10 protein-coding genes are annotated in these 17,389 nt (G+C 76.2%); 8 read left to right on the forward strand and 2 right to left on the reverse strand.

What is annotated here, in order from left to right; all coding sequences use genetic code 11:
• The first annotated feature begins 199 nt into the window (after positions 1-199).
• The 8 genes from ABT014_RS26475 to ABT014_RS26510 all read left to right on the forward strand — a co-directional run bounded on the left by ABT014_RS26475 (position 200) and on the right by ABT014_RS26510 (position 12,398).
• Positions 200-1,033 carry a PP2C family protein-serine/threonine phosphatase gene (locus ABT014_RS26475; RefSeq protein WP_350641699.1) on the forward strand — a complete coding sequence of 278 codons (834 nt, stop codon included), beginning with the start codon at positions 200-202 and terminating at the stop codon, positions 1,031-1,033.
• Positions 1,034-1,096: 63 nt separating this feature from the next.
• Positions 1,097-2,077 carry an MASE1 domain-containing protein gene (locus tag ABT014_RS26480; protein WP_350641700.1) on the forward strand — a complete coding sequence of 327 codons (981 nt, stop codon included), beginning with the start codon at positions 1,097-1,099 and terminating at the stop codon, positions 2,075-2,077.
• Between the two features lie 155 nt (positions 2,078-2,232).
• Entirely contained in the window at positions 2,233-2,652 is a 420-nt protein-coding gene (locus tag ABT014_RS26485; RefSeq protein WP_350641701.1) for a TOBE domain-containing protein, read from the forward strand.
• 308 nt (positions 2,653-2,960) lie between these two features.
• Positions 2,961-7,241, forward strand: coding sequence for a bifunctional nitrate reductase/sulfite reductase flavoprotein subunit alpha (locus ABT014_RS26490; RefSeq protein ID WP_350641702.1), 4,281 nt, complete (start codon positions 2,961-2,963; stop codon positions 7,239-7,241).
• Between the two features lie 54 nt (positions 7,242-7,295).
• A complete protein-coding gene (locus tag ABT014_RS26495; protein ID WP_350641703.1) occupies positions 7,296-8,348 on the forward strand; it encodes a LacI family DNA-binding transcriptional regulator in 1,053 nt (350 codons plus the stop codon).
• Between the two features lie 63 nt (positions 8,349-8,411).
• Positions 8,412-8,966, forward strand: a complete 555-nt coding sequence (locus ABT014_RS26500) for a metallophosphoesterase family protein (RefSeq protein WP_350641704.1) — start codon at positions 8,412-8,414, stop codon at positions 8,964-8,966.
• Positions 8,967-8,994: 28 nt separating this feature from the next.
• Entirely contained in the window at positions 8,995-10,143 is a 1,149-nt protein-coding gene (locus ABT014_RS26505) for a carboxylate-amine ligase (RefSeq protein ID WP_350641705.1), read from the forward strand.
• A 143-nt stretch (positions 10,144-10,286) separates the two neighbouring features.
• Positions 10,287-12,398, forward strand: coding sequence for a SpoIIE family protein phosphatase (locus ABT014_RS26510; RefSeq protein ID WP_350641706.1), 2,112 nt, complete (start codon positions 10,287-10,289; stop codon positions 12,396-12,398).
• Positions 12,399-12,433: 35 nt separating this feature from the next.
• Here ABT014_RS26510 and ABT014_RS26515 read toward each other — a convergent pair whose 3' ends face one another.
• On the reverse strand, positions 12,434-13,846 hold the full coding sequence (locus tag ABT014_RS26515) for an FAD-binding oxidoreductase (RefSeq protein ID WP_350641707.1): 1,413 nt from the start codon (positions 13,844-13,846) through the stop codon (positions 12,434-12,436).
• A 67-nt stretch (positions 13,847-13,913) separates the two neighbouring features.
• Positions 13,914-17,381, reverse strand: a complete 3,468-nt coding sequence (locus ABT014_RS26520) for an ATP-binding protein (RefSeq protein WP_350641708.1) — start codon at positions 17,379-17,381, stop codon at positions 13,914-13,916.
• Positions 17,382-17,389: the final 8 nt, after the last annotated feature.

Consider the following 17,389-nt stretch of genomic DNA (forward strand, 5'->3'; position numbering starts at 1 on the left):
TCCTCCCTTCTTCCCCCGCCGGCGCCCGAGCACCGGTGCGAACGCGATCTCACCCCCGGATGGCCACCGCCGCCCCCGCCGGCGCAGCCGTTCCGGGCCCCGCCGCCCGGCCGGGCGGCCGCCGCGCCGCCGAAATACCATGGCTGGTGCGGCCCGCGGGGGAGCAGGCACCGGCCGCAGCCGACACCCCGGAGGGTCAGTGGCCCGACGCCGTACCAGCCGTCCCGCGAGCGCCGACGACCTGCTGACCGAGCTGGGCCGGCTGACCGCGCAGGCGCTGGAGCGCGCGGAGCTCCAGCAGGCCCGGGTGGAGCTGGCCGAGGCCCTGCAGCGCGAACTCCTGCCGGCCGTGCTGCCCTCCTGCCCCGGGCTGCGCACGGCGGCCCGCTACGCCCCCGCCCGCGACGGGCTGGCCGTCGGCGGCGACTGGTACGACGGCTTCCGGCTGCCCGACGGCACGCTCGCCTTCTCGATCGGCGACGTCCAGGGTCACGACGTGGAGGCGGCGGCCTTCATGGGGCAGCTGCGGGTCGGACTGCGCGCCGTGGCCTCGTTCACCGACGCCCCGGGCGAGGTGCTGCACCGCGCCAACGACCTGCTGATCTCGCTCGACGCCGAACTCTTCGCGACCTGCACCTTCCTGCGCTTCGAACCCGGCAGCAGGACGCTCACTGTGGCCCGGGCCGGGCACGTCCCGGCGGTCTGGGCCACCGCCGACGGCCGCAGCGGGATCGCCTGGGAGGGGGAGGGCGGGCTCCCGCTGGGCATCCTGCCCGGCGAGGACTACCCGGCGGCCGCCCGGCGGCTGCCCGAGGACGGGGCGTACGTGCTGGTCACCGACGGGGTGGTGGAGGGCCCGACGTTCTCGGTCGAGGACGGGCTGGCCGAGGTCGAGCGGGTGGTGCGCGCCCTGGTCCCGGCCGGCCCGGAGCAGCTGGCCGCCGAGGTGATCAAGGTGGCCGAGCTGACCGGGCACACCGACGACGCCGCGGTGCTGGTGCTCTGCGACGACCACGGGCACGCGCAGAGGTGACCGCGGCCGGGGCTGAGCGTGTCAGCACCGCGCCCCGGGCCCGGACGCGTTCTGATGTCTGCAATGGTGAGAAACGAGGAGCTCCGGCGGCCGGCCGTGGCCGCCCTGGCCGCGGCAGGCGTGGCGGTCGGCTACTTCGTGGCCGGCCGGCTCGGCCTGCTGGAACAGGTGGTGGTGGCCGGCGCGCGGGTCACCCCGCTGTGGCCGCCCACCGGCATCGCGCTGACCGCGCTGCTCCTGCTCGGCCTGCGGATCTGGCCGGCGATCGCCGCCGGGGCGCTGCTCGTCATCGCGAGCATCGGCAGTGTGGACGCCGCGGCGGTGGCGATCACCGCGGGGAACACCCTCGCCCCGGTCTGTGCGTACCTGATGCTGCGCCGGGTGGGGTTCCGCCCGGAGCTGGACCGGCTGCGGGACGGGCTGGCGCTGGTCTTCCTGGGCGCGCTCGCCGGGATGCTGGTCAGCGCGACCATCGGCAGCGGCGCGCTGCTGGTGAGCGGGGCGCTGCCCGCCAGCGGGTTCTGGGCGACCTGGTCGGCCTGGTGGGTGGGGGACGCGATGGGCGTCCTGGTGGTCGCGCCCGTGCTGCTGGTGGCCCGGACCATCAGCCGGCCGGGCCAGGGGGCGCGCCGGATCGAACCGGTGCTGGTGCTGGCGGCGACCGCGGCCGCGGCGTACGTGGCCGCCCGGAGCCCGCTCAACCTGCTCTTCCTGGTCTTCCCGCTGATCATCTGGGCGGCGCTGCGGTTCGAGCTGGCCGGTGCCGCGCCCTGCGTGCTGGCGGTGTCCGTGCTGACCGTCACCGCCGCCACCGACGGGGTCGGGCCGTTCGCCGACCGCAGCGTGCTCGACACGATGGTGATCCTGCAGGCCCTGAACGGCTCGGCGGCGCTGACCGGGCTGCTGCTCGCCGCGATCGTCTCCGAGCAGCGCAGCACCCAGCGGCGGATCCAGCAGGCCTGCGACGAGCTCGGCGAGGTGGTCGCCCGGCTGGCGCCCGGCCGGGACCCGCGCCCCGGGCCACCGGACCGGGACGGGTCCTGACCCGTCCGGACCACCCTCCCTCCGACCTGCGAGCGCCTTCCGGCGCGCCGCCCAGCAGCTGCGATCGCCGTAGCCCGGGGCGCCGCGGCCGTGGCTACGGTGGGCGGGAGACGGCCGCAACCGCACCCGTCGCCCCTCTCCCGCGAGGTCCTCCCATGAGCCTGAGCATCCGCAACCAGATCCCCGGCACCGTCACCTCCGTCACCACCGGCGAGGCGATGGCGACCGTGAAGACCCGGCTGGCCGGCGGGCAGCTGGTCACCTCGGCGGTCACCCTCGACGCGGTGAAGGACCTGGGCCTGGCCGAGGGCAGCGCCGTCCGGGCCATGGTCAAGTCCACCGACGTCGCGCTGGCCACCGGCCCGGTCACCGGGCTGAGCATCCGCAACCAGCTGCCGGGCACCGTCACGGACGTGGCCGCCGGCGCCGCCATGGCGACGGTGAAGGTGGCCGTCGAGGGCGGCGAGCTGACCGCGGCCATCACCAAGGACGCCGTCACCGACCTCGGCCTGGTCACCGGGACCGCCGTGGTGGCACTGATCAAGTCCACCGAGCTGTCGCTCGCCACCGTCTGACCCCGCGGCAGGGGCCGCCCGCGGCCGGGACCAGGACGTGGTCCCGGCCGTCGTGCTGTCCGCCCGCGGCCGCCGTGCGCCGCCTGAGGTGACACGGTCGGTCCGAGGGCTGCCCAGGACGGGGCGGGGCCGGTTAGCTTGGGCCGGTGGCACGGCGGGCCGCTCACACGCGGGCGGCGGCGGCTGTGCGGCCGCGTTAACCGCCGGTGCGTGACCGGTGTGATGTCGCGGTAATCCCGGACACCTACGGTGCTGAGGGCGGGGGTTCCCCGCGCTCACCACCCGACCGCTACCCGAGGGGGGCCGCTGTGACGGCGTCGGGCCCGAAGACCGCCGGCAGTACCGTGCGGACCGTCTGCTCCTACTGCGGTGTCGGCTGCGGGATGCTGTTCGAGCTCACCACCGACCCCGCCTCGGGCCGGCGCACGGTGGCCAGGGCATCCGGCGACAAGGCCCACCCGGCCAACTTCGGCCGGCTCTGCACCAAGGGCGCCACCAGCGCCGACCTGCTCGCCGCCCCCGGGCGGCTGGGCACCGCGCTGGTCCGGCCGGAGCGCGGCGCGCAGCCGGTCGCCACCGACGTGGACGAGGCGATCGCCGAGACCGGCCGGCGGCTGCGCCGGATCCTGGACGAGCACGGCCCGGACGCGCTGTCCTTCTACGTCTCCGGCCAGCTCAGCCTGGAGGCCCAGTACCTGGCGAACAAGCTGGCCAAGGGATTCGTGCGGACCAACCAGATCGAGTCCAACTCCCGGCTGTGCATGGCCAGTGCGGGCTCCGGCTACAAGCTGTCGCTGGGCGCGGACGGGCCGCCCGGCTCGTACCGGGACTTCGAGCAGGCGGACGTCTTCCTGGTGATCGGCGCCAACATGGCGGACTGCCACCCGATCCTGTTCCTGCGGATGATGGAGCGGGTGAAGGCGGGCGCCAAGCTGATCGTGGTCGACCCCCGGCGCACCGCCACCGCGGACAAGGCGCAGCTCTTCCTCCAGGTCCGGCCGGGCACCGACCTCGCGCTGCTGAACGGGCTGCTGCACCTGCTGGTCGAGGGCGGGCACACCGATCCGGCCTTCATCGAGGAGTTCACCGAGGGCTGGGAGGCGATGCCGGACTTCCTGCGGGACTACCCGCCCGGCCGGGTCAGCGAGGTGACCGGGGTGGCCGAGGAGGACCTGCGGGAGGCGGCCCGGCTGATCGGCGCGGCGGGGGAGTGGATGAGCTGCTGGACGATGGGGCTCAACCAGTCCACCCACGGCACCTGGAACACCAACGCGCTGGTCAACCTGCACCTGGCGACCGGCGCCATCTGCCGGCCGGGCAGCGGGCCGTTCTCGCTGACCGGCCAGCCGAACGCGATGGGCGGGCGCGAGATGGGGTACATGGGCCCCGGGCTGCCCGGCCAGCGCTCCGTCCTGGTCCCCGCCGACCGGGAGTTCACCGAGCGGCTGTGGGGGCTGGTCCCCGGCACCATCCGGACCGAGGTCGGCCGCGGCACGGTCGAGATGTTCTCCCGGATGGCCGAGGGGGAGATCAAGGCCTGCTGGATCATCTGCACCAACCCGGTGGCCAGCGTGGGCAACCGCAAGACCGTCATCGCCGGCCTGGAGGCCGCCGAACTGGTCATCACCCAGGACGTGTTCGGCGACACCGAGACCAACGCCTACGCCGACGTGGTGCTGCCGGCGGCGATGTGGTCCGAGGCCGAGGGCGTGATGATCAACTCGGAGCGCAACCTGACCCTGGTGCGGCCTGCCGCCGACCCGGTCGGCCAGTCGCTGCCGGACTGGCAGCTGATCGCCCGGGTGGCCCGGGCGATGGGCTTCACCGAGGGGTTCGAGCACGCCAGCGCCGAGGAGGTCTTCGAGGAGATCAGACGGGCCTGGAACCCGGCGACCGGCTACGACCTGCGCGGGGTCAGCTACCGCCGGCTGCGCGAGAGCCCGGTGCAGTGGCCGAGCGCGAGCGAGGACGGGCCGGACCGCAACCCGATCCGCTACCTCAACGACGGGGTCAGCGCCCACCTGCTGGAGCGGCCCGACGGCAGCCGCCCCCGGCTGGCCTTCCCGACCGCGAGCGGGCGGGCGGTGTTCTTCCCCCGCCCGCACCTGGAGGCGGCCGAACTGCCGGACGACGACTTCCCGTTCGTACTGAACACCGGCCGCCTCCAGCACCAGTGGCACACCCTGACCAAGACCGGCCGGGTGGCCAAACTGAACCGGCTCGCCCCCGGCCCGTTCGTGGAGGTGCACCCGCAGGACGCCGAGGCGCTCGGGGCCGCCGAGGGCGACCACCTGGAGATCGTCTCGCGCCGCGGCCGGGCGGTGCTGCCCGCCGTGGTCACCGACCGGGTCCGGCCCGGCAACTGCTTCGCGCCGTTCCACTGGAACGACCTGTTCGGCGAGTACCTGAGCATCAACGCGGTGACCAACGACGCGGTCGACCCGATCTCCTTCCAGCCCGAGCTGAAGGCCTGCGCGGTGGCGCTCAGTGTGGTGACCGCGGCGGAGCGCCCGCCGGCCGTCCCCGCCTCCGCCCCCGGCCGCCTGCCGGCCCCGACCCCGACCCTGGTCGGGGCTTTCCCGACGCCGGCCCTGGTCGGCGCCGGGCCGGACGCGGCCGTGGAGGCACTGCGCGGGCTGCTGGGCGTCCCGGACCTCGCCCCGCCCTCCTTCGCCCCCGCCGAACGGCAGTTCCTGGCGGGCTTCCTCGCCGGCCTCGGCAGCGCGCCGCCGGCCGCCGTACCGGTCCTGCCCGAACGGGCGCCGCTCGACCCGGAGCGCGCGCTGTGGGTGGACGGCCTGCTGGCCGGGCTCTACTCCCGCCGCCCGGCACAGGCCGCCCCGGCAGCCGACGCCCCGGCAGCCGACGCCCCGGCCGGCTCCCTGGCCGGCTCCCCGGCCGTCGACGCCCCGGGGCGCGAGATCACCGTGCTGTGGGCCTCGCAGACCGGCACCGCGCAGGAGGTGGCGGCCCGGGCGGCCGCCCGGCTCGCCGAGGCCGGGTGGCGGCCGGCGGTGCGCAGCATGGACGACTGCGCCCCGGACACCCTGCCGGACGGCGTGCCGGTGCTGTTCGTCACCAGCACCTTCGGCGACGGCGAAGCACCCGACAACGGCGCCGGTTTCTGGACCGCGCTGGCCGCCCGTGAGCAGGCCGCCGGCCTGCGCTACGCCGTGCTGGCCCTCGGCGACTCCAGCTACGACGACTTCTGCGGCCACGGGCGCCGGCTGGACCAGCGGCTCGGCGAACTCGGCGGCACCCGGCTGGTGCCGCGCGCCGACTGCGAACCGGACCACGAGGAGACCGTCGGGCGGTGGCTGGAGCAGCTGGTGTCGGCGCTGGCCGAGCAGGCCGCCGCGGGCGCCCGGGCCACCGGCACCGGGCCGGCCCCCGCCGGCGCCCGGGCCACAGTTGTCGGGCCGGCACCCGTCGTGGTCGCCGCGCGCCGGGGCGAGGAGCCGTACTCCAAGGCTTCGCCGTTCGCCACCCTGCTGATCGGCAACCGGCTGCTCAGCCTCCCCGGATCGGCCAAGGAGGTCCGGCAGTTCACCTTCGACACCCGTGGCGGGGACCGCGGCGACCTCGGCCACCAGGCCGGGGACGCGCTCGGCGTCTGGCCCGCCAACGACGCCGGGCTGGTCGAGGAGTGGCTCGCCGTCACCGGTCTCGACCCGGCCGAGCGGGTGTCCGTCCCGGACAGCGGCGAGCTGCCGCTCGGCGAGGCGCTGCGCACCCGCCTGGAGATCGCCCGGATCACCCCCGGCCTGCTGCGCTTCGTCGCCGACCGCAGCGGCGACCGGGGCCTGCGGCGGCTGCTGCGCTCCGACAACAAGGACGAGCTGGCGCGGTGGAGTTGGGGCCGCCAGGCGGTCGACGTGATCGGCGGCCACCCGGTCCGGGCGGGCGCCCAGGAGTGGGCCGACGTGCTGCGGCGGCTGCAGCCCCGGCTGTACTCGATATCGTCCAGCCCGCTGGCCCGGCCCGGCGAGGTGCGGCTCACGGTGTCGGTGGTCCGCTACACCAACGAGTACGGCCGGCCCCGCACCGGCGTCTGCTCCAGCTACCTGGCGGACTCGGCCGACGACGGCCCGGTGCCGGTCTTCGTGCAGCGCGCGCCGCACTTCCGGCCGCCCGCCGACCCGGCCACCCCGATGATCATGGTCGGTCCGGGGACCGGGATCGCCCCGTTCATCGGCTTCCTCGAGGAGCGGCAGGCCCGCGGGCACACCGGCCCGAACTGGCTGTTCTTCGGCGAGCAGCGCGCGGCCACCGACTTCTACTACCGCGAGGAGCTCACCGCCTTCCGGGCCTCCGGTCACCTCGACCGCCTCGACCTGGCCTTCTCCCGCGACCAGCGCTCCAAGGTCTACGTCCAGGACCGGATGCGCGAGCACGGTGCCCGGCTGTGGGACCGGCTGCGCGACGGCGCCCACTTCTACGTCTGCGGGGACGCCGGCCGGATGGCCCGGGACGTCGACCGGGCGCTGCGCGACATCGTCCGGGTCCACGGTGGTCTGGCCGAGGAGGAGGCCGACGCCTACGTCAAGCAGCTGGCCGCCGACCGGCGTTACGTCCGCGACGTGTACTGACCGGGCGTCGCCGCGGTGGCGCCCGCCGGGCGCCCGGGTGTGTAGGCTCGACCGGTGCCGAAAGTGACACGGGATCAGGTGGCCGCGCTGGCCGGGACGTCGACGGCGGTCGTCAGCTACGTCATCAACAACGGGCCGCGGCCGGTGGCGCCGGCCACCAGACAGCGCGTGCAGGCCGCGATCGAGCAGCTCGGCTACCGGCCCGACAGCATGGCGCAGGCGATGGCCCGGCGCCGCACCGACCTGCTCGGCATGGTCCTGCCCGACGCCCGGCAGCCGTTCTTCGCGGAACTCGCCCACGCGGTGGAGCGGGTCGCCTTCGAGCGCGGCAAGCTGGTGCTGATCGGCAACTCCGACTACGGCGGCGCCCGCGAGGAGCACTACACCCACGCCTTCCTCGGCATGCGCGTCGCCGGGCTGATCCTGATCAGCCAGCACGGCGGCCGGCGGCCCGCCGCGGACCTCGGCCAGGACGACGGGACCAGGGTCGCGCTGCTGCACCGGCGGCCCGACGACCCCGCCAACGCGGCCGTGGTGACCGACGACGTCGGCGGCGCCCGGCTCGCCGTACGGCACCTGCTGGACCACGGGCACCGCAGCGTCGCCTGCCTCGGCCGGACCGCCTCCACACTGGCGCCGGGCGACCCGGTGGTGGACCGGGTGGAGGGCTGGTCGCAGGCGATGGCGCAGGCCAGCCTGGCGACCGGCGGCCTGCTGGTCGAGGCCCCGTTCGACCGCTTCCGCAGTTTCGACCTGGCCCTCGGGCTGCTGACGGCGCCCGACCGGCCCTCGGCGGTCTTCTGCACCACCGACGACCAGGCGATGGGCGTCCTGCGGGCCGCCCGGGAGCTCGGCCTTCGGGTGCCGCAGGACCTCGCGGTGGCCGGCTTCGACGACATATCGGAGGCCGCGTTCTGCGACCCGCCGCTGACCACGGTGGCCTCCGACACCGAGGCGATGGCCCAGGCGGCGGTCGCCATGGTGCTCGACCCGCCGGCCGCGCAGGCCGGCCCCGGCGGGCTGGTCCGGCGCTTTCCGGCGACCCTGGTGGTACGCCGCTCCTGCGGCTGCGACCCGCAGCTGCGGGCGCCCACCGCCCGGCGCTGAGCGCCCGTACCGCTGGACCGCCTGTACCGCTGGACCGCCCGTACCGCTGGACCAGGAGGGCCCGTGCGCCTGCTGCTCACCTCGGACACCCACGTGCCCGCCCGGGCCCGCCGGCTGCCCGCGACGCTGCTGGCCGCGGTCGACGAGGCCGACGTGGTGGTGCACGCCGGCGACTGGGTCGACGAGCCGACCCTGGACCTGCTGGCGGCCCGGGCCCGGCGGCTGATCGCCGTGCACGGCAACAACGACGGCCCGGCCCTGCGGGCCCGGCTGCCCGAGGTGGCCGAGGCCGAGCTGGCCGGCCTGCGCCTGGCCGTGGTCCACGAGACCGGCCCGGCACGGGGCCGGGAGCACCGCTGCGAGCTCCGGTTCCCCGGGGTCGACGTGCTGGTCTTCGGACACAGCCACATCCCCTGGGACTCGGTCGGCCCCGGCGGGATGCGGCTGCTCAACCCGGGCTCGCCCACCGACCGGCGCCGCCGCCCGGAGTGCACCTACCTGACCGCCGTGGTCGAGGACGGCCGGCTCGGACAGGTCCGGCTGCACGCGCTGCCGCCCCGCCCGGGCGCTCCGGCTCCGGCCGCCCCGGCACGTCCGGACGGGGGCGGGGAGGCTTGAGCGCCGACCGTTCGGGTACCTGCCGGTCATGAGCACCACGCTGCGCGAATCCGCCGCACGCCCCGGGCCCGGCGACGAGCCCCTCACCCTCGGTGTCGAGGAGGAGTACCTGCTGCTGGACCCGGACACCGGGCTCCCGCTGCCCAGGGTCGAGCAGGTCCGGGCCGCCGCCGACCTGCACCCCGCACTGGACGACGCCGAGGTGCAGCACGAGCTGCTCCAGGCCCAGGTGGAGATCGCCACCCCGGTCTGCCAGGGGCTCTCCGAGGTCGGCGGCCACCTGCTGCGGTTGCGCCACGCGGTGGCCGCCGCCGCCGAGGCCTCCGGCTGCCACCTCGCCGCCTGCGGCACCGCCCCGTACGCCGACGACCTCCCGCCGGCGATCACCGACGCGCCGCGCTACCGCTCGATCCACCAGGACTTCTCCCGGCTCGCCGACGAGAACCTGATCAACGGGATGCACGTGCACGTCGGGATCCCCGACCGGGAGACCGGGGTCGCGGTGCTCAACCGGCTGCGGCCGTGGCTGCCGCTGCTGGTCGCGCTGGCCGCCAACTCCCCGCTCTGGTACGGCACCGACAGCGGCTTCTCCAGCTGGCGCACGGTGGTCTTCAACCGCTGGCCGATCAGCGGCGTGCCGCCCCGGTTCGCCGACGCCGAGGACTACGACCGGCGGATCACCGCGCTGCAGGACGCCCGGATGATCCGCGACCGCGGGCAGCTGTACTGGCAGGCCCGGCTGTCCGAGCGCTACCCGACGCTCGAGGTCCGGGCGATGGACGTGCAGCTGCGCGCCGACGAGGCGGTGATGCTCGCCGGGCTGGTCCGGGCCCTGGCCACCACCGTGATGAGCGAGTACCGGCAGGGCGTCCCGGGCCCCGAGCGGACCCCGGAGAGCCTGGCCGGCGCCAGCTGGAACGCCGCCCGGTACGGCATGACCGAAGCCCTGCACGATCCGGTCACCGGACTGCCCCGCCGGGTCGGCGACCTGGTCAGCGACCTGGTCGAGTACCTCACCCCGGCCCTGGTCCGGGCGGGTGACGAGCGCCAGGTCACCTCGCTGCTGCACCGGCTGCTGCGGGAGGGCAACGGCGCCGACCGGCAGCGCCGGGCGCTGGAGCTGGGCGGGCGCCGCGGTCTGGTCGCCATGATCGCGGAGGAGAGCGCGGCCCACTGAGCCCGCGCCGCCGGCCGCCCCGTCGCGGTCGCCCGGCCCTGACGGCGGGCGTAGCGTCACGGGTATGGGCGTCGTCGCGACCCAGCTGCGGGCAGCGCCGCCGGACCACCGGCCGGGGCCGCGGCGCCGTGCGGGAGAATCCCGTGCCGCCCGCGGGTGACCCGGCCGGGTGGCACGCGCGGTTGGACGAGGAGCTGACCGCGATCCTGGCGCGGGCCGGCGCCTCCTCCGGCGGGGTCTACCTGCTGCCGCCCGAGAAGGACGTGCTGCACCTCGCCGTGGTCCGCAGCCTGCCCGCCGAGTTCATCGCACCCTGGACCAGGATCGCGCTCACCGCCCCGTCCCCCGTCGGCGACGCGCTGCGTGACTTCCGGCTGGTGTGGTCCGGCAGCCAGCAGGAATTCGCCCGCCTCTACCCGCGGATCGCGCTCACCATGCCGTACCACTTCGCGATGGCCGCCGCCCCGATCGGCGCCGGCGGGCGCCGGCTCGGCTCGCTGCTGATGATGTGGCCCGGCACCCGCCCGCCGGAGCTCGCCACCGAGGAGCGCCGGCACATCCTGGACGAGTGCGGCCGGCTCGCCGAGCTGCTCGCCGCCGCCGAGTCGGCCGGCCGGCCGATCACCCCGCCCGGCCGCCCGCGGGTGCTCCCGCTCCAGCTGGACGCCGCCAAGCTGCCCGAGGCCGCGGCCGGCGCCTTCGCGGAACGGCTCCCGGGCGGCAGCTGCGGGCTCGACCTCAACGGCCGGATCACCTTCATCACGCAGAGCGCCTGCGCGCTGCTCGGCGTCGAGCACGACAAGGTGCTCGGCGCGATCCCCTGGCAGGCCGTGCCCTGGCTGGACGACCCGGTGTACGAGGACCGGTACCGGGCGGCCATCATCAGCCGGCGGCCGATGGCCTTCACCGCGAAACGCCCGCCGGACAGCTGGCTGAACTTCCGGCTGTACCCGGCCGGCGACGGCATCAGCGTCCGGATCACCCCGACCAGCGACGGACCCGAGACCACCGCGCTGCCCGACCGCCCCCGCCCCACCCCGGTCTCCCGGGCCGGCCAGCTCTACCAGATCATGCACCTGGCGGCCGCCCTCACCGAGGCCGTCACCGTCGACGACGTCATCGCGCTGGTCGCCGAGCAGATCATGCCCGCCTTCGACGCCCAGGCGCTCGCCCTGATGTCCACCGAGGACGGGCGGCTCAACGTCACCGGCTACCGCGGCTACACCGCCGAGGAGATGGCCCGCTTCAGCAAGATCCCGCTGGACGAGCGCACCGCCCCGATGACCTATGCCCTGAGCACCGGCGCCCCCGGCTTCTACGGCTCGCCCGAGGAGCTGGCCGACGCCTACCCGCAGGTCCCGCAGGTCACCGGCAAGCAGGCCTGGGCGGTGCTCCCGCTGATCACCTCCGGCCGCCCGGTCGGCTGCTGCCTGCTCTCCTACGGCCGCCCGCACCGGTTCGCCGCCGACGAGCGCACCGTGCTGACCTCGCTGGCCGGGCTGATCGCCCAGGCACTCGACCGCGCGCAGCTGTACGACACCAAGAGCCGCCTCGCGCACGGCCTCCAGCAGGCGCTGCTGCCGCACGCCCTGCCGACCGTGGCCGGGCTGCGGGTGGCCGCCCGCTACCTGCCCGCCACCCGGGGCATGGACATCGGCGGCGACTTCTACGACCTGATCCGGCTCGGCCCGAGCACCGCCGCCGCCGTGATCGGCGACGTCCAGGGCCACAACGTCCCGGCCGCCGCGCTGATGGGGCAGGTCCGCACCGCCGTCCACGCCACCGCCGGCGCCGCCCCCGACCAGGTGCTGGTCCTGGCCAACCGGCTGCTCTGCGACCTGGACCCGGACCTCTTCACCACCTGCCTGTACGCCCACCTGGACCTGGCCGCGCACCGCGCCCACCTGGTCAGCGCCGGCCACCCGCCGCCGCTGCTGCGCCCGCCCGGCGGCCCGGCGCGCACCCTGGAGGTGCCGCCCGGCCTGCCGCTGGGCGTGGACCCCGACTCGCGCTACCCGATCACCGAGGTGCCGTTCGAGTTCGGTGCGCTGCTGCTGCTCTACACCGACGGCCTGGTGGAGGCCCCCGGCACCGACCTCGACCAGGCCGTCGCCGACCTCGCCGCCCAGCTCGACCGGGCCGGCCCCGACGTGGAGGCCGTGGCGGCCGAGGTGGTCGCCCGGGCCCGGCTGTCCGGCCCGCGCGCCGACGACATCGCCACGCTGCTGCTGCGTGCGATGCCGCCGCCGCTGTGAGCCGGCGTCCCGGCCGCGACCCGGGGGTGTCGCCGTCAGCCGGCCGCCGACGGCCGGATGTTCTGGTTGAGCCGGAACAGGTTGGTCGGGTCGTACGCGTCCTTCACCCGCACCAGCCGGTCGCGGACCTCCTGCGGGTACGAGGCCAGCGCCTTGTCCCGCTCCCCGTCCCCGGTGAAGTTGACGTACATCGAACCGTTGCCGTGCCGGGCGATGGCCTCCCGCGTGGCCCGGGCCCAGTCGGCGTGCCCGTCGAAGCCGTCCGCCTCGGGGGAGCGGGCGATCACGTTGCACAGCACCCCCGCGTCCCGCTGGCTGAAGGCCGTCGCACCGGCCGGGACCCGGGCGAAGGCACCGCCCAGCTGGTGCAGGTGGATCTCGCTCTGCGGGGTCGGCGTGGTCAGGTGCGCCGCCGTCACGGCGTCCAGCGCCGCGTCCGAGGGCTCGACGAACGCCGAGGTGAAGTAGTTGTGGGCGCCCCTGGTCCAGAGCGGGTCCAGCAGCGTCTGCATCCCGAGGTAGGGCATCGGGCCGAGCACGTCCGCGATCGGCGTGCCGAGCGAGCGCAGCGGCCGCACCGCTTCCTCGCCGGCCTCGGCCGGGCCCGCGTACATGGCCGCCAGCACCACGATCCGGGTGCCGTGCACCGCCTCCGGCAGGAACGGCAGCGGGGGCGCCGTGGTCAGGTTGACCAGCGTGGTCAGCTCGTCCGGCAGGTCGGGGCACAGGTCGCGCCAGCGGCGGACCACCTGCGCCGCCTCGGCCGCCGGGTAGATCACCAGCCCCGCCAGCACCTGCGGGCCCACCGGGTGCAGCTCGAACTCCAGCGAGGTGACCACCCCGAAGTTGCCGCCGCCGCCGCGCAGCGCCCAGAACAGCTCGGGATGCTCCTCGGCGTCCGCGTGCACCAGGCGGCCGTCCGCGGTGACCAGGTCGGCGCCGACCAGGTTGTCGCAGGCCAGGCCGTGGCGCCGGAGCAGCCAGCCGACCCCGCCGCCCAGCGTGAAGCCGGAGACCCCGGTCGAGGAGACCAGCCCGCCGGTCACCGCGAGGCCGAACGCCTGCGTCTCGTGGTCGAGCTCGCCCCAGGTCAGACCGGCCTCGGCGATCACCCGGCGGCGCCCCGGGTCGACCCGCACGCCCTTCATCCCGGACAGGTCGATCACGATCCCGCCGTCGCAGGTGGAGAACCCGGCGATGCTGTGCGCCCCGCCGCGGACCGCGACCAGCAGGTCCTGGCTGCGGGCGAACTCCACCGCGCGGATCACGTCCGCGACCCCGGCGCAGCGCACCACCAGCGCCGGACGCTTGTCGTGGGCGGCGTTCCAGACCGCCCTGGCCTCCTCGTACGCGGCGTCGCCGGGGCGCACCACGCTGCCCCGCACCGCCGCTTCCAGCTCACCGATGGTGGCGTCGCCCAGCACCCCACGTGCCGTCTCGACTGACATGGTCGGCCTCCCTGTTCGGTTCCGTTGCCGATGCCCCCGACGGTAGGAGGCGCCGCTTTGCACCCGGTTAGCGCGCGCTTTGCAGACCGCTCAGCCGCAGCCGGGCCAGCCCCTCGGCATCGCCCAGCCGGGTGAACAGGGCGCGCGCCCGGTCGGCGGCCCGCACCGCCCCCGCCCGGTCGCCGGCGCCGTCGACCAGCTCGGCGAGGATCACCGCTACCCAGCCGGCCGCACAGGTCGACCCGGCCACCGACTCCAGCCCGAGCGCGCGGCCGAGCAGCTCGCCGGCGGTCGCGGCGTCACCCGCGGCCCGGGCCACCAGCCCCAGGTGGAGCAGGCTGTTGGTGACCCCCGGCAGGTCGTCGGTCTCCTCGAACCCCGCCCTGGCCCGGCCGAACAGCCCACGGGCACCGTCCAGGTCGCCGTCGGCCAGCGCCAGCAGGCCCAGCCCGCCGAGCGCGATCCCCACCTCGCGGCGGTCGCCCAGCCGGCGCCGGATCCGCAGGCAGGCCTCCAGGTGCGCGCCGGCCTCCCGGTACCCGCCGTGGGCGCGGCACAGGCCGCCGAGCACGTTCAGCGCCAGCGCCTCCCCGCGCGGGTCGTCCAGCGAACGGAAGCACTCGACGGCGCGCTCGGCCGACTCCCGGGCCCGCCCGGGCGACCCGCTCCGGCGCCCGGCCCAGGCGAGCGCGGCCAGCGCGTAGCCGCGCGCCTGCTCCGCGCCCACCAGCCGCCCGATCAGCACCGTCTCCTCGAAGAACACCGAGACCCGGCCCCCGGCGTCCAGCTCCCGCGCGTACCCGGGGGTCAGCACCGGGAAGAACGGCCGGCTGCCGCGGTCGACCTCGGCCAGCAGCCGCAGGCACTCGGCGAAGGCCGCCCCGGCCTCCTCGTCCCGGCCCCCGCAGACCGCGGCCACACCCCGCTGGTGCGCCGCCGCCGCCAGCACCGAGGGCTCGCCGCCGGCCAGCTCCCGAGCGCGCTCCAGCGCGGCGGCCGCCTCCGCCCAACTGCCGTGCATCCACAGCAGCAGCGCCTGGCGGCAGTACGCGCCGGCCAGGGCCGCGCCGCCCGGGCCGGCCCGGTGGATCGCCACCACCTCCGCGCCGATCGCGGGCAGCCGGGAGCCGTCGCCGAGCCGGATCGCCAGCACGCCCCGCCCGAGCAGCGCCCGGGCCCGCAGCGGGGTCGGCGCGGGGGCTGCGGCCAGCGCGTCGTCCAGCCGCTGCCGGCCTTCGGCCAGGTAGCCGCGTTCGGCCCAGAACAGCCGCAGCGCGACCGCCAGCCGCAGGGCAGTCTCCGGGTCCTCGGCCAGCGCCGAGCGCAGCGCGGCCCGCAGGTTGTCGCGGTCGGCCTCCAGTTCGAGCGGGGTGGTGGCCGGGCCCAGCGCGGTGACCTCCGGGTCGGAGGACTCGGCCAGGTCGAGGTAGCAGGCGCGGTGCCGGGCCTCGATCCGGGCCGCCTCGCCGGCCTCCCGCAGCCGCTCGCGCGCGTACTGCCGGATGGTCTCCAGCAGGCGGTAGCGCACCTCGGCCTCGCCGTGCCGTTCGACCAGCACCAGCGATTTGTCGACCAGCCGGCCGAGCAGGTCGAGCGGGTCGAGCGGGTTGGGCAGGTTGAGCGGGTCTTCCGGGTCGGGCACCTGGTCGGGCCGGTCGTGCTCGGTGGCGGTGCTCGGGTCGCTCGGGTCGTCCGGCCGGTGCGCGCCGGGGTCGTCGCCGCACACCCGTTCCACGGCCGCCAGCGAGAAGCTGCCGGCGAAGACGGACAGCCGCCGCAGCAGCACCCGTTCCTCGGGCCCGAGCAGCTGGTGGCTCCAGGTCAGCGTGGCCAGCAGGGTCTGATGCCTGGTCACCGCATGCCGGCTGCCGTGCCCGAGCAGGGTGAGCGCGTCGTCCAGCCGCTCGGCGATCTGCTGCGGCGCCAGCATCCGCACCCGGGCGGCCGCGAGTTCCAGCGCCAGCGGGATCCCGTCCAGCCGGAAGCAGATCTGGGCGACCGCCGCCGCGTTCCGCCCGTCCAGCCGGAAGTCCGGGACCACCTCCGCCGCCCGCTCGGTGAACAGCCGCACCGAGGCGTACCGGGCCAGCTCGGCGGGCGGCGCCGGCCGGGCCGGGTCCGGTACGCCCAGCGAGGGCACCCGCCAGGTGCGCTCGCCGTACGCCTGCAACGGCTCCCGGCCGGTGGCCAGCACCACCACGCCGGGGCAGTGCGCCAGCAGGTCCGCGACCAGCGCGGCGCAGGCCTCCACCAGGTGCTCGCAGTTGTCCAGCACCAGCAGCAGTTCCCGGGCCGCGAGTTGGGCGAGCAGCGCGGCCCGCGTCCCCGCGCCGGCGGAGAGCTGGAGGCCGAGTGCGGTGGCGACCACGTCCGGCAGGAACCGGGGGTCGGCCAGCGCCGCGAGGTCGACGAACCACACCCCGTCGCGGACGGCCTCGACCCGCCGCTCGGCCACGGCCAGCGCCAGCCGGGTCTTGCCGCAGCCGCCCGGGCCGGTCAGGGTCAGCAGCCGGCCGCGCGCCAACAGGTCCTGCACCTCGGCGAGTTCGCGTTCGCGGCCGATGAAGCTGGTCAGCTGGGCCGGCAGGTTGTGCCGGCGCTCCGGCCCACTCCGTGCCGGGTCCTCCACCGAACCGGCCAGCAGGGTGCGGTAGAGCGCCCGGGTCTGCGGATCCGGGTCGGAGCCCGAGCCGTCGCGCAGCGCGTCGCGCAGCCGCTCGTAGACGGCCAAGGCCTCCCGGCGCTGCCCGGCGGCGGCGAGCGCCCGCATCAGCGCCCGGTGGCCCGGCTCGTCCTGCGGGTCGGCGGCGACCTGGGCGGCCAGCACCTCGGCCGCCTCGCGCGGGCGCTCCTCCCGTTCGAGTGCCTCGGCCAGCGCCAGTCGCAGCCCGGCGCGCCGGGTGGCCAGGGCGGCGCGTTCCGGCTCGGTCCACGGCTCGAAGGTGTCCTCGGGCAGCAGCTCGCGCTCGGCCAGCGCGAGCGCGGCCCGGTGGTCGGCCGCGCTGCCGCCGGCCCCGGCCCGCCGGGCCAGCCGGTCCAGCTCGTCGAGGTCGACAGTGACGCCGCCCTCCGGCCCGAGCACCAGGACGTCGTCGCGCAGCGCCACCACCTCGCCGGGCGCGCCGGCGGTCGCGAGCGCACGCCGGACGGCGTGCAGCACCTGGTGCAGGTTGTTGGCGGCGGCCACCGGATCGAGATCGGGCCAGAGCCGGTCGTACACCTGGTCGCGGTGCAGCCGGTGGCCCGGTGCCAGCGCCAGCAGCTTGAGCGCGCTGCGCGCCTTGCGCAGCCGCCAGGCCCCGGGGGCGACCGGGCGATCGGCGACGGTGACCTCGAACCCGCCGAGCAGCCGGATCCGTACCTCGTCGGCCATGCGGCGCTCCCAGCTCTGGGCGGCGTCCCCGGACTCCTGGCCGGGGGTCCCGTGCGGGGCTTCGGCCCGGGGCTTCGGTTCGGGCTCCGGCTCCAGTTCGGCGGGTGACCGGGGGAGTGCGGACGGGCGGCGGGGCGGCCCGTCGGGGACGGCTCGGTCCATCGGCCAGT

The sequence above is a fragment of the Kitasatospora sp. NPDC094015 genome (assembly GCF_040304075.1).
Lineage (GTDB): Bacteria > Actinomycetota > Actinomycetes > Streptomycetales > Streptomycetaceae > Kitasatospora.

Bases quoted from the DNA above. Each gene is read 5' to 3' on its own strand.
- ABT014_RS26515 (WP_350641707.1), bottom strand. From the start codon at position 13,846: ATGTCAGTCGAGACGGCACGTGGGGTGCTGGGCGACGCCACCATCGGT.
- ABT014_RS26485 (WP_350641701.1), top strand. From the start codon at position 2,233: ATGAGCCTGAGCATCCGCAACCAGATCCCCGGCACCGTCACCTCCGTC.
- ABT014_RS26505 (WP_350641705.1), top strand. From the start codon at position 8,995: ATGAGCACCACGCTGCGCGAATCCGCCGCACGCCCCGGGCCCGGCGAC.
- ABT014_RS26520 (WP_350641708.1), bottom strand. From the start codon at position 17,381: ATGGACCGAGCCGTCCCCGACGGGCCGCCCCGCCGCCCGTCCGCACTC.
- ABT014_RS26480 (WP_350641700.1), top strand. From the start codon at position 1,097: ATGGTGAGAAACGAGGAGCTCCGGCGGCCGGCCGTGGCCGCCCTGGCC.